We start from the raw sequence: 13,614 nt of genomic DNA, 5'->3' as shown, positions 1-13,614 counted from the left end.
TCACTATCACGGGCCTACGTTGACGGCACTCGTGAGAGCGCTCTCAGAAAGGTGGCTCATGAGATTCCGAAAACACTTCTCCCTCCTGTCGGCGGCTGCCCTGGCCGCGGCGGGCCTGGTGGCGACGGCCGGTGCCGGCGTCGCCTCGGCCGCCACCATCCCGGTGGGCAAGGGGAGTTACAGCGACGCCCGGCCTGCCGGGGCGGAGGGGCCGTCCAACAGCGACGGTCAGGCGGTCAGACCGAAGGTCACGTCCGCCGCGGCCAACCGGCCGGTGCCGACCAACGACTGGTGGTCGTCACTGGCGTTCCAGCGGTTCGCCGGCAACCCCTACTCAGAGAACCTGTACGGACACCCCCTCACCTACAAGGCTGTGTCCGGCGGACTCGAGGTCGGCTATCCGACCTCGCATCAGATCGTCGGTGAGGGACGCCAGTACGAGTTCCCCCACAAGGCCGACCTGACCCTCGGCCTCGCGGGCCTCGACTCACCCGACGCCAAGGCCGACCGGTGGAGCGACTGGACCGTCACCCCGTACTGGAGCGACGGATCGCGCACCCTGCGGACCACCATCGGTCACGGCATGCCGTACGTGTACGCCGAGGGGACCGGAGGCGCCGCGCAGATCAGCGCCGCGGCCGCGCCGACCGTCTTCGCGGACCGCGGCAACGTCCTCGGGGTCACCATCTCGGGCCACCACTACGGGCTGTTCGCGCCGAGCGGCAGCGACTGGACCGTGTCCGGGAACACCCTGCGGGCCGACCTCGGCTCCAAGGACTACTTCTCCCTGGCGGTCCTGCCGGACCGGGACGCCCTCTCCGACTTCCAGAAGTACGCCTTCAGCTTCGTCACCGGTTCCGAGGTCGAGTGGGACTACCGGGAGGGCGACGGCGAGGTCGCCGCGACCTACCGGCTGACCACCGAGGCCAAGGAGGGCCAGGAGACCGGCACCCTCCAGGCGCTCTACCGCCACCAGTGGCTGCACACCTCCGACCCGCTCACCGGCTACCGCTACGTCTCGCCGCGCGGTGAGATGAAGGTCCGCGAGGGCACCTCCTTCACCACCGTGCAGGACGTGAACGGCGTCCTGCCGGGACTGCCGAGCGCCCCCGGTGTGGACCGGAACAGGATCGCCTCCTACATCGACGAGGAGCTGAGCCGGCCCGATCCGTTCAGCGGCGCCGTCGACACCTACTGGACCGGCAAGGCCCTCGGCAAACTCGCCGTGCTCGTGCCGCTCGCCGACCGGATCGGTGAGACCGCGGACCGCGACCGGCTGCTCGACCTGCTCAAGGGCCGGCTGCAGGAATGGTTCACCGTCGGCGGGGCCTCGGAGTTCTCCTACGACCAGCAGTGGCGCACCCTCATCGGCTACCCCGCCTCCTACGGCAGCGACAAGGAGCTCAACGACCACCACTTCCATTACTCCTACTATGTGATGGCCGCGGCGATCGTGGCGCAGTACGACCCGCAGTGGGCCGCCGAATCGGAGTGGGGCGGCATGGTCGGGGAACTCATCGAGGACGCGGCCAACCCGGCCAGGAACGACACCAAGTACCCCTTCCTTCGCGGCTTCGACGTCTACGCCGGACACAGCTGGGCCGCGGGCCACCAGGCCTTCGCCGCCGGCAACAACCAGGAGTCGTCCTCGGAGTCGATCAACCTCAGCGCCGGCCTGATCCTGTGGGGCTCGGCCACAGGGGACAAGGCGCTGCGCGACCAGGGCGTCTACATGATGATGACCGAGTCGGAGGCGATCGCGCAGTACTGGTTCGACGCCGACCAGGAGGTCTACCCCGACAACTTCGGCCACGACGTCGTGGGCATGGTCTGGAGCAGCGGCGGCGCGTACGCCACCTGGTGGACCGCCAATCCCGAGGAGATCCACGGCATCAACTTCCTTCCCGTCACGGGCGGTTCGCTGCACCTGGCCCGCGAGAAGGACATGCTGCGCCGCAGCATCGCGGAGATGGAGAGGGAGAACGGCGGAGCCGCCGTCGAGTGGCGCGACATCTTCTGGGAGGTCCAGGCCCTCTACGACCCGGCCGGCGCGATGCAGAAGTGGAACCAGTCCAACGGCGGGTACACACCCGAGGGCGGCGAGACCAGGGCCCACACCTACGACTGGGTCGCGACGATGAACTCGATCGGCGCCCCCGACATGGCCGTCACGGCCAACACACCGACGGCCGTCGCCTTCGCCAAGGGCGGCACCACCACCTACGCCGCGCACAACTACGGCGGCGAGGAGTGCTCGGTGCTCTTCTCCGACGGCGGTGTGCTGAACGTACCGGCGCGGTCGACCGCGTCCGGAGCGGGCGGCGACACCCGGCTCGACACGCTCTGCGGTGCCGTCGGCGGCGGGGACCCGGAGCCGGGTGACGAGCGGCCCAGCGCGCCCGGCACCCCGGTCGCGGGCGACCTCACCGACACCTCCGTCACCCTGACCTGGGGCGCGGCGACCGACGACAAGGGCGTCAAGGACTACGACGTGTACCGCGGCTCCACCAAGGCCGCCACCGTCACCGGGACCACGTACACCGACACCGGGCTGAACCCCGGCACCGAGTACACCTACAGCGTCCGCGCGCGTGACACCGCCGGCCAGGTCGGCCCGGCGAGCGGCACGGTGACCGTCACCACCACCGGTGACGGCGGCCCTCCGGACGTCACCGGGGACACCTTCTACCCGCAGTCGGGCGGCAGTCTCGCCACGGAGGCGGCCGCCTCGGACAGCTCCGACACCATCCCCTCGGCCGGCGGCACCAACAACGACGGGACCCCGAAGAACCCCCTCGTCTACGAGGTGCGCAACGTCAGCGGTGACCTGAAGTCGGGCTCCGCCACGTCCTTCACGTTCAAGGTGGACGCGGGCACCTCCGTCGGGTACGCACAGCAGGCCCGGGTGTCGTACGACCTGACCGGTGACGGCACGTTCGACCGTGTAGAAACGTTCCGCTACTTCGCCACCGACCCGGTTCCCGGCTGGGAGGAGTACTCCTCGGCGCGACAGGGGGTGCACTCCGCCACGGGTACCCTGGGCGACCTGGACGGCGGCACCGTCCGCGTCGAGGTCTGGAGCGCCCTGGGCAACGGCCCCTCCACCCTCCAGGTGGGCAAGGGCTCGGTCCTGACCATCCCGTTCGACTGACAGAGGTCTTGATGACCTGACCCCCGCCCCAGCGGCCGGACACCGGTGCCCCCGGTGCCCGGCCGCTGCCGCTGAGGTGCGCGCGATCAGCGCCTCCGGCAAGCCCGGACGACGCGCCACGCGCCGCCCCGGCTCGCCCCGCCGGCCACGGCCGCCCACTCGCCTTTGCCGCCGGACGGTTGCGCCGCCGCGCCGCACCTCGCGGGGTGCATGGCGAGCGGCCTCGCGCCCGGCGGGGGGCGGGGTCATGGGTCTTGCCCGCGCCTCTGCGCAGCGGAGCGCACTCGCCTCCGGGCGGCATCTCATCGGGTGTGCGGCGAGCGGCCCCGCACCCGACGGGGGACGGGGGCCCCGGCCGTGCCCACGTCTCCGTGCGGCCGAGCACGTGCGTATCCGCGTCCGCGCGTCGTCCGATGTGCGGCGAGCATCACCGCGCCCGAGGGTGGTGGGCCCTTGGGCCGCACCACGCCTCCGTGCGGCCGAGCACCGTCGCCTCCGTGTGCGGCGAGCGGTTCCATGCCCCGGTGTCCGGCCGCTGTCACTCAGGCGAGTACCCTCGCCACCGCCGCGCCGGTTGCCGGGTGGGCCGTGAGCAGGCTCGCGCCCGACGGGGCCGGGTCAGCGGGCCGTGCCCACTCGTCCGTGCAGCCGAGCACCCTCGCCACCGCCTCGCACGTCGCCGGGTGCGCGGCGAGCAGTGCCGCGCCCGGCGGGACCGGGTCAGCGGGCCGTGCCCACTCGTCCGTGCAGCCGAGCACCCTCGCCACCGCCTCGCACGTCGCCGGGTGCGCGGCGAGCAGTGCCGTGCCCGACGGGGCCGGGTCAGCGGGCCGTGCCCATCCGTCCGTGCAGCCCAGCAGTTCCGCCACCGCGTCGCACGTCGCCGGGTGGGCCGGGAGCAACGCGGCGCCACGGCCGGCCTCGGCCTCCGGTCGTGGCCGTCGGGCCGCGAACGGGTCCGCCTCGGGCACAAGCCACGGCGGTGTCCACGCGTCCAGCGCCGCCAGCCGGCCCGGGAAGATCCGGCCCGCCTCGCGGATCAGCAGCGGGGCGAGATCCGCCGCGCCCTTGCGCAGCGTGGTGATCAGCAGCGGCAGCCACGGCAGCAGCACCGCGTCCGGCAGCCGCCCGAACGCGTTCGACACCGCCTCCACCACCACGTCCGCCAGCCCCGGCACCGGCTCCAGTGCGTGCACGAAGCCGTTGAGGTAACGCGGATAGGCGGGCACCACCAGCGGGTTGTCCAGCAACCCGGCGCACCGCTCCCGCAGTTCCGTCCGGGACAGCGTGCCGAGCTGCACCTGCGCGGCCCACAGCAGAGCCGTCTTCGCCGGATCGTCGGGATGCGACTGGGCCACCGCCAGCTCCAGCTGGTGCCGGTCGCAGCCCAGCGACAGCGCCAGGTTCTCCATGGAGAACAGGAAGCCGAGCATCGCCGCGACCTGCCCCACCGTCGCGTCCTCGTCCCGGAACGCCGTCGGCAGCAGCGTGCAGTAGTGGGCGTACCCCGTCTTGACGAAGGACTCGATCCACCCCGGCAGCACCGGCTCGGCGGTGCGGTAGTACGCCAGCAGCCCACGCGCCCGGCGCAGCACCTCCGGCGCCCCGTCGACGCTGCGCTCCGCCGAGAGCACCTTCAGCGCGTGCGTGCCGAGCTCGTCGGCGAGCCGGCGGCCGCGCAGGTACAGCAGCGTGTCCTCGACCGCCGCCAGCACCGTCGCCGTCGTCGCCTGCGGCCCGTACGCGTCGCGGCGCAGCCGCTGCTCCAGCACCTGCTCGATGCTGACGCCCTCGTACCCGAGCTCGATGAGCGCCCGCTGATGCGTGCCGATCGCCAGGTCCCAGGACTCCTGGATGGAACGCTCACCGAGCCGCCGCTCACCCATGATCGGCCGCGCCGCCCCGGCCGGCATGAGCCGCCGCAGCATCCACAGCACATCGGAGCACGCCTCCAGCTCGGGCCGTGACGTCATGTCCAGCAACGCCCGCCGCACCCCGCGCTGCTGGAGCTTCAGCCCCAGCGGCTCCAGCCGGTCGTACACGTCCCGGGCCAGCGGCGGCAGCGACTCGTAGCCCACCAGGCCGACCCGGTCGCCGCCCATCATGCTCTCGACCAGGCGCCGCACGTCCCGCCGTCCGGGGACGCTGTCCTTCTCGATGCAGGTGACCGCCGCGTCCTGGAAGTCGTACGGCGTCGGCCTCGCCCGGTCCCGCATGCCGGCGAGCAGGATCGACGTCTCGAACACGGCGATGGCGTCGGCGGTGGAGGCGAGATAGCCGTTGCGCCGGGCCGCGCGCACGATCTCCACCGACCAGCCCAGCAGTTCGGCCTCGTCGAGCGTGTCGAGCACGGGCGGCCGCTGGAGGAACCCGGACAGCCTGTCCCCGGCGACCGCGGGCCGCGGCGCCGGGACGGCCGCGGCCGCCTTCTTCCGCCCGTTCTTCTTCGCCCCCGCCCGGCCCTTCAGCCGGTACGGCTCGATCCCGGTCCGCTTCAGGCTCTTCGCCCACTGCGTCGCCGCGATCGACACCGAGCCGGCCGCGAGCCCGAACTGCGCCTCGACGGCGGCGTGGCTGGACGGGATCAGCCCGTACTGCCAGACGGTGCCGGTGCGCGGTGGGACGGTGAACGTGTCCGCGCCGTGCACGCCGAACTCCGCCACTCGGCTGGCCGCGTGGAACGCCCCGCACACATACAGGCAGTCCTCCGGGTCCGTGCCCGTCGCCGCCAGGTGCTCCCGCATCCGCGTCCACATGTACCGCTCGCGGTCCTCGTCCACCCGGACCCGGTCCCCGTCGCCGGGGGCCAGCCGCCGGAACAGGCTGCCGATGAGGAACATCACCTGGCGGTAGGTGTCGTGGTCGGCGGTGCCGTCGCCGAGCGGCACCTCGACGTACTGGTGCCACCACTCCGACCAGTGCCGCACCTTGCCGTGGCGCAGCAGATGCTCCTCCAGCTCCGCGAAGCGCGGCCGCAGATCGCCGATCTCGACGCCCACGGCCTCGCCGTGCAGCGCGGCCCCGGCCTCCTGCGGAGCGTCGCCGTCCTCCTCGGTCCGCTCGTCCCGGCGGTCCCACTGGAAGACGTGGTCCGAGGACCGGTCGACCAGCACCAGCTCCACGCCCGGCGTGTCCAGCGCGTACGCGATCGCCTGGTACTCGGCCGACGCCTCGGTGACCGGCGCGACGACCGACAGCGGCGCCCACTCCCGGGGGAAGCCGTCGACCTCACCGGCGAACGCCTGCACCGCCACCGGCAGCCGGCAGTTGCGCAGCTCGGTCAGGAGCGGAGCCATGTCCTCGCACAGCTCCAGATACACCACCTTCGGCTGCTTCTGCCGCAGCCTGCGCGCCATGGCGAGTGCGGAGGCGGGGGAGTGGTGGCAGACGGGGAAGATCTCCAGTGGCTCGCGCACCGCGCGGTCCACGTCGTCGACCATGCCGAGGAGGATGCCCTCGAGGGCGTCCGGCCCGCCGGCGAACGCGGCGGCGGCCTCCTGCAGTTGCCCGCGCAGGGCGGTGAACGACGCGCCCTGCGTGCTCTCGGGGTGCCCGCTCATGACAGGGTGGCGATCGCGTCGCGGCCGCCCTCCAGGAACTCCGGCCAGGAGCCGCCCTCCTCCTTGCTGCGCGGCTCGACGACCCCGTGCAGGTACTTGTTGAGGATGGCCAGGTCCTCCGGCTCGCGCCGGGTCAGGGAACCGACCAGCGAGGAGGCCAGGGTCCGGGCGGTCAGGGCGCGCTCCCCGAAGAAGTTGCTGTGCAGGACCGCGTCCTCCAGCACACCGATCTGCTCGGCCGTCGACAGGGCCGACTCCAGCTTCTCGTCGTCGCTGCCGGCCGCCGCCGCGGACGCCCGGAGGTCGGCGAAGCTCTGCAGCAGCACGTCCAGCAGGGTCGGCGGCACGTCCAGGTCGATCGCGTGCCGGCGCAGCAGCTCCTCGGTGCGGAAGCGGACGATCTCCGCCTCGCTCTTCTTGTTCGTCACCACCGGGATGCGGACGAAGTTGAAGCGGCGCTTCAGCGCGGACGACAGGTCGTTGACCCCCCGGTCGCGGCTGTTGGCCGTGGCGATGATCGAGAAACCGGGCTTGGCGAACACGATGTTGTCGTCGCCGCCCCCGCTCTCCAGCTCGGGCACGGAGATGTACTTCTCGGAGAGGATCGAGATCAGCGCGTCCTGCACATCGCTGGTGGACCGGGTCAGTTCCTCGAACCGGCCGATGGCACCGCTCTCCATCGCGGTCATGATCGGCGAGGGGATCATCGACTCCCGCGACTGCCCCTTGGCGATGACCATGGAGACGTTCCACGAGTACTTGATGTGGTCCTCGGTGGTGCCGGCCGTGCCCTGCACCACCAGCGTGGAGTTGCGGCAGATCGCGGCGGACAGCAGCTCCGCCAGCCAGCTTTTGCCGGTGCCGGGGTCGCCGATGAGCAGCAGACCGCGGTCGGAGGCGAGGGTGACGATGGACCGCTCCACGAAGCTGCGGTCACCGAACCACTTCTGCGACACCTCCCGGTCCAGTCCGTCGGCCCGTTCGGAGCCGAGGATGAACAGCCGCACCATCTTCGGCGACAGGCGCCACGAGAACGGCTTGGGGTTGTCGTCGATCGACTCCAGCCAGTCGAGCTCCTCGGCGTACTTGATCTCGGCGGGAGCGCGCAGCAGGTCGGACATGGGGAAAACGCCTTTCGTACGGTGGTCGGGAGGAAACGGGTGACGCCGCCGCGCCGGTCAGGTGAGGAACGTCTTGAGCTCGTGCACGAGCTTCTTGATGTGGCCGGAGATCACCGGCGTACCGAGGTCCTTGAACTTCTCCCGGAACCACGGGTTGACGCTGCCGTGCCCGGAGCTGGTCACCGAGCCCACCGGGATGAACTTCGCCCCCGAGCGGTGGATGGCGGCCATGCTGTCGAACAGCTCGTCCCTGCGCCACTCGTAGAAGTCGGAGATCCACACCACGACGGTGTTGCGCGGTTCGGCGATCTTCGGCTGGGCCACCGCCATGGCGACGGTGCCGTCGGTGCCGCCGCCCAGCTTGGTGCGCAGCAGCGTCTCGAACGGGTCGTGCGACCACGGCGTGAGGTCCAGCGCCTGGGTGTCGTACGCGATCAGGTGCACGTCGACCTTCGGCAGCCCGGCGAAAATGGACGCCAGGATGGTGCAGTTGACCATGGAGTCCACCATCGAGCCCGACTGGTCCACGACCACGATCAGCCGCTGCGGCATCGTCCTGCGGCTGGTGTGCCGGTAGTAGAGCCGGTCGACGTAGAGCCGCTCCTCCTCCGGGCTCCAGTTGGTGAGGTTCTTCCAGATGGTGCGGTCCAGATCGAGGTTGCGGAAGACCCGCTTGGGCGGGACGGACCGGTCGAGCTCGCCGACCGTGGCCTTCTCCACCTGGCTGCGCAGGACCTGGGCGACCTCGTCGACGTAACGCCGGATCAGCGACTTGGCGTTGGCCAGGGCCACCCCGGACAGGTTGTCCTTGTCCCGCAGCAGCTGCTCGATCAGCGACATGCTCGGCGTCAGCCGGGACGCCAGCGCCGGGTCGGCCAGCACCTCGCGCAGATGCATCCGCTGGACGAGACCGGCCTCGATCGAACCCAGCTCGGGCCCGATCTCGGGGATCAGCCGGCTCAGGTCGGGTGCGGGCCCGCCGACGCCGGTACCGTTCGGCGAGACGCCCCCGCCGGCCCCCGTGCCCGTGCCCGCGCCGCCGCGCCCGCCGCGCAGCTCACCGGGCCGGCAGCCCAGTGCCCGCTCCAGCCAGCCGGCGTCGGACTGCCAGCGGGCCAGCTGTTCGGCGGTGACGGTGCCGGAGCCGGAGTCGAAGACGTTCAGCAGCACCTTCGACACGAGCGCCGCGCGCCGCACCTCCGCCGCCCGGTCGCGCTCCCCGTCCTCCCCGTCCTCCTCGTCCGGTCCGGGCGTCATCAGCCCGTCGAACTCGGCCGCCAGCTCCGGATGCCGCTGCACCACGGAATCGACCGACGCGCCCGGATCGAGCAGCGCCGCCGGCAGACCGATGTTCTCCACGACGGCGAGGCTCGCCGACTCCAGGGACGCCTGCTCCTCCGGATCGAACAGCCGGGCCAGCAGCCGCCAGTAGAGCACCTGCCGCCGGTTCTCGTCCGCGTCGGGCGCCGGGGTCCCCACGATGCTCTCGTTCATTTCCGCAGCAGCCTTCCGGCCCGCTCGCGCAGCACCTTGACGGCATCGGTCGCCGCCTTCTCGGCCCGCACACCGGCCTTGTCCGCCGTCCCCCCGGCCCAGGCCCCGGCGTGCACGCCGACGGCCTTCTTCCGCACGGTCCGCTCCACGGCGAGCGGCTGGAGCAGGAACGCCCCGGCGTCCCAGCGCAGCAGCCCGACACACGCTCCCGACGAGGCGACGACCTCGGGCGTGAGCGGACCGGCAGCCGGAACCCGGTCGGCGTCGACGGCCAGCCGCTCCCCGGCGACCTGGAAGGCCACCCCGTCCTCCTCTTCCTCCACCGCGTACCCCTCGAGCAGCACGGGCACGGCGATCCGCGCGGGATGGCGGTCCAACGGAGCGGTCGGGAACGCGGCCGCCGCGGGCAGCGCCACCCGCGCGGTGGCGAACACGTCGGCCGGCTCGCCCGTCCGGGCCCGGCCGTCCTCCCAGAGGAGATCGCCCTCACCGGTGACCGGCATGCCGTCGAGCTCCATGGCACGCCCCTCGCTCACGGCGGCCAGCAGCGTCATGTGGGGCCTCAGCAGCTGCCACAGCCCCGCCCCGACGACCGTGTCCGGCTTCGGCGCGGACACACTGGCCCGCACCAGCCGCGGCGTCCCGCCGTCGGCCGGCTCGAACACGGCGTGCACCTGCGCCTGGACGGCGGTGGCATGCTCCTGGACGTCCACCCCGAGCGGGAGCAGACGGCCGGTGGCCTCGGCGACGGCCGGGACGGCGGCGGCGCCCGGCAGGGTGAGCAGCACGGCCCGCGACCACAGGTCGGCCCACCGCCGTACGGGAACCTCCTCCAGGGTCGCGCCGGGACAGGACGCGGCGAGTTCGGCGGCGAATCCGTCGAGCAGCGCCGCCAGTCGGCGCAGGCCCGGCTCCGGCAGCATCGCCGAGACGACGGCCGAGGCTCCGCCGACCAGCTCGTGGTCGATGCCCCGCCATCCCGCACGCGCCAGATCGCACAGCCAACTGCGGGCGGCGATGAGCAGATTGCCCGCGGGCTCCGCATCGCCGGCCGGGGCGGTGCCGGCCTCCTCCGCGTGCGGCCGTCCGACGGCCTCCTCCACCCGCGCCACCAGCGCGTCGTGCACGGAACCGAGCAGCGCGGTGCGGGCGGCGGCGAGTGCCACGAAGTGGTCCTCGCCGGCGGCACCGGCGGCCGTCTTCTCCGCCGCCTCGGCGACCCGCGCGGCCAGCGGCGAGGCGGCCACCGCGTCGGCGATCCCCGCCAGACCGGCCGCCTGGGCGGGCTGCGGACGCAGCAGACCGCCCACGAGAGCGTCGTCGAAACCGTCCACGGCGGCGAGAGCCTCGTCGAGCCCGTCGACGGCGTCGGTCAGCAGATCGGTACGCATCAGGCCACCGCCCTCGTCGTCGGGAACCACTGCATCTCGGGCAACGGAGCGGTCGTCGGCGCGAGTTCGAGATAGGCCAGGTGCCGCAGGAACCGGCTGAACACCTGAGCCGCCGCCGAACTGTCCCCCTGCGCGGGCCGCGTGTAGGACATGACACTGAAGACGTGGTGCGCGTCCGGGTCCTCACTCGTGAGTTCGGCCTTCAGATACCGGGCCACCCGCGCGACGCCGTACTGCAGCACGGCCTCGTCGACCAGCGCGCGTATGTGATTGCAGAAGGCGCCGCGCGCCCCGCCGCAGGGCCGGTTGTTGTTGGTGCTGCACGCGAACGCGTACGTCCCCGCCGCGACCGACGACACATACACCCGCCCGATGTCCGACCCACTGGACACCACCCCCTGCAAGCGCCCGTCGGCCAACTCGACGAAGGGCACCTTGGACAGCTTCCGCGGCCGTGCGGACGGCACCATCCGCGCCGTGCTCGACCTCTCCCGTACGGACGACAACGCACCATCTCCCATGCATGCGAAAGGGGAAGTCCTCGCCGGACCGGCGGGACGGAAAGGAATCTATCGGCGCCCACTGACAACGCCGCCCGGACGCGGCCCCCGGGCCCCGGAGGCGTTCTTGACGTGTGACGGAAGGGGCCAATACTTGTCCACCGTGCGTCAAGTGACTGTTCGTGTCCCTGTCGGTGCGCGATGGGAGAGTGACGCGTGTGCAGCTGACGAAGAGACTCCGCGCCGCGAGCGCCGTCCTCGGTACCGTCCTGGCCGTGTCGGCGGCCGGACTGCCGGCCCAGGCGTCCGCCGACGACACCCGACAGCCCGGCAGGCCCACGGCACTGCCCCTGGGCACGCCCGGCCTGGCGGAGACCCGCACGACGCGGACCCTGCAGCCCGGCGTCACCCTCACCCGGATCGTGCGCGGAGCCGTTGACCCGGCCCACCACTGGACCGTCGAGGCGTCCATCCCCGGCGGCGACACCTCACCGGACCCCGACGCACCCCCGACCACCCTCAAGGACCGGGCGAGCGCCCACGCACTCGCCGGGGACCTGCGCGACCAGGGTTTCCAGGCACGGGTGGAGCGGGTGACGACACCGCGCACGGCCGACTACGCGGGCGGCACCCTGGGCTGGCGCGTCCGCATCGGCACCTTCGACGCGCAGTCCGCCGCGACGGCGGAACGCGCCCGGCTCCGCGCGGCCGGATTCACCGGATCGGTCACCTACACCGGCTGGGACGGCGCCACCACCGACCGCGGCCCGTGGCGGGTCGACGTCCTCACCATCGACCCGCGCCGGTTCCGCGGCACCCTGGACGCCTCCTACGGCCCCGACCTGGAGAACCGCGAGACCACCAGCGCACTGTCCGCCGCCGCGGGCGCGACGGCGGCGGTCAACGCCGGCTTCTTCGTGCTCGACCCCCGCGCGGGCGCTCCCGGGGACCCGGCCGGCGTCGGCGTGTACGACGGCCGCCTGCTGAGCGAGCCGGTCCGTGGCCGCCCCGCCCTGGTCGTCCACGACCACGGCCGCCGCACCGACGTCACCCGCCTCACCTGGCGGGGCCGGGTGACCGCCGGCCGCACCTCGCTGAGCCTGGACGGCATCAACCGCGTACCCGGCCTGATCAGGAACTGCGGCGGCAGCGAGGGCGACACCCCGACCGCGCTGCCCCTGCACGACGTGACGTGCACCAACCTCGACCAACTCGTCGCGTTCACCCCCGACTTCGGCACGAGTACGCCCCAGGGCGAGGGAACGGAGGCCGTGCTGGACTCACACGGCCGGGTCACTGAACTGCGCTCCCCGCGCGGCGGCCCGCTCCCGCCCGGCGGCAGCTCCGTCCAGGCGACCGGCCAACGTGTTGCGGAACTCACCGAGTCGGCACGACCAGGCCGCCGTCTGCGTCTCACCACCACCCTGCTGAACGACCGCGGCCACCGGGTCACCCCGTCCCGCGGGACGGACATCGTCAACGCCGGCCCCGAACTGGTCCGGGACGGCCGCCTCCACGTCACCCCCGCCACCGACGGCATGGTGCACCCGGGCGACCCGAGCTGGTACTACGGCTGGGTGCACAAGCGCAACCCGCGCACCCTGGCGGGCGTCGACGCGGCCGGCCGCACGGTCCTCGTCACCGCCGACGGCCGCGGCACCGACGCCCTCGGCCTGAGCATCACCGAGGCCGCGAAGGTCGCCCGCTCCCTCGGCCTGCGCGACGCGGTCAACCTCGACGGCGGCGGCTCGACGACGATGGTCGCGGGCGGCCGGGTGATCAACGACCCGTCCGACGCGGCGGGAGAGCGCCCGGTCGGGGACGCGCTGCTGATCCTCCCCGGCCGGGACCGGCGGGCGCCGTAGCCCGGGCACTCCGGGACGACTACAGCCGGCGCAGCAGCGAGCTCAGGGTGTCGATCTCCCGCGCGGAGAGCTTGTCGGTGAAGTGCCGCCGCACGGCCGCTTCCAGTCCGGGATGCACGGCGGCGACGGCCTCGCGCCCGGCGCCGGTGAGGACGACGGTGACACCGGCGGCGCGTTCGCGGCCGACGAGTCCGCGCTTCTCCATGCGGGTGAGCTGGTGGGAGATGCGCGTGCGGTCCCAGCCGAGCGACGCGGCGAGTTCGCTCTGCCGCAGCGCGCCCCCGGCCTTGTTGAGGTCGGTGAGGATCGTCAGGTCCGGCTCGGACAGGCCCGCGGCCTCGGCGGTGTCCGCGATCACGCGGGCGCGCACGACCTCGTGGGCGCGCTTGAAGGCGGACCAGAGGTCCACGGGCTCCAGCGGGGTGTCGCCCCTGGACTCGTCCGGACCGGTCGCCCCCTCGCCGCGTGTTGACATGTCAACGCACCCTTTCTTAGTGTTGAGATATCAACACTAACAATGGACGGGCTGCCT

At 72.6% G+C, this 13,614-nt stretch carries 8 protein-coding genes; 2 read left to right on the top strand and 6 right to left on the bottom strand.

Annotation, left to right across the window (positions count from 1 at the left end; translation table 11 throughout):
• Positions 1-58: 58 nt before the first annotated feature.
• The gene (locus tag AC5L3C_RS05375) at positions 59-3,151 is read left to right on the top strand and encodes a glycosyl hydrolase (protein WP_493647235.1); all 3,093 of its coding nucleotides are present in this window, start codon (positions 59-61) and stop codon (positions 3,149-3,151) included.
• A 542-nt stretch (positions 3,152-3,693) separates the two neighbouring features.
• Here the strand turns inward: AC5L3C_RS05375 and AC5L3C_RS05370 are convergent.
• Genes AC5L3C_RS05370 through AC5L3C_RS05350 form a run of 5 tightly spaced genes read right to left on the bottom strand, consistent with a single transcriptional unit; the run spans position 3,694 to position 11,238 of the window.
• Positions 3,694-6,711, bottom strand: a complete 3,018-nt coding sequence (locus tag AC5L3C_RS05370; RefSeq protein ID WP_493647233.1) for a DUF5682 family protein — start codon at positions 6,709-6,711, stop codon at positions 3,694-3,696.
• Positions 6,708-7,832, bottom strand: coding sequence for an ATP-binding protein (locus AC5L3C_RS05365; protein WP_493647231.1), 1,125 nt, complete (start codon positions 7,830-7,832; stop codon positions 6,708-6,710). Before AC5L3C_RS05365 ends, AC5L3C_RS05370 begins: the two co-directional genes overlap by 4 nt.
• Before the next feature lie 57 nt (positions 7,833-7,889).
• Positions 7,890-9,326: a vWA domain-containing protein gene (locus AC5L3C_RS05360; RefSeq protein ID WP_493647230.1), complete on the bottom strand. Its 1,437-nt coding sequence runs from the start codon at positions 9,324-9,326 to the stop codon at positions 7,890-7,892.
• Positions 9,323-10,717: a hypothetical protein gene (locus AC5L3C_RS05355; RefSeq protein WP_493647228.1), complete on the bottom strand. Its 1,395-nt coding sequence runs from the start codon at positions 10,715-10,717 to the stop codon at positions 9,323-9,325. Before AC5L3C_RS05355 ends, AC5L3C_RS05360 begins: the two co-directional genes overlap by 4 nt.
• Positions 10,717-11,238 carry a hypothetical protein gene (locus AC5L3C_RS05350; RefSeq protein ID WP_493647227.1) on the bottom strand — a complete coding sequence of 174 codons (522 nt, stop codon included), beginning with the start codon at positions 11,236-11,238 and terminating at the stop codon, positions 10,717-10,719. Before AC5L3C_RS05350 ends, AC5L3C_RS05355 begins: the two co-directional genes overlap by 1 nt.
• Before the next feature lie 197 nt (positions 11,239-11,435).
• Here AC5L3C_RS05350 and AC5L3C_RS05345 point away from each other — a divergent pair, with 197 nt between their 5' ends.
• Positions 11,436-13,082, top strand: a complete 1,647-nt coding sequence (locus tag AC5L3C_RS05345; RefSeq protein WP_493647225.1) for a phosphodiester glycosidase family protein — start codon at positions 11,436-11,438, stop codon at positions 13,080-13,082.
• A gap of 19 nt (positions 13,083-13,101) precedes the next feature.
• Here AC5L3C_RS05345 and AC5L3C_RS05340 read toward each other — a convergent pair whose 3' ends face one another.
• A complete protein-coding gene (locus AC5L3C_RS05340; RefSeq protein WP_493647223.1) occupies positions 13,102-13,557 on the bottom strand; it encodes a MarR family winged helix-turn-helix transcriptional regulator in 456 nt (151 codons plus the stop codon).
• Between the last annotated feature and the right edge of the window lie 57 nt (positions 13,558-13,614).

It is taken from the genome of Streptomyces speibonae (assembly GCF_984686075.1).
Note: the sequence above shows the minus strand (reverse complement) of the source record. Positions and strands in the feature narration are given on the sequence as shown.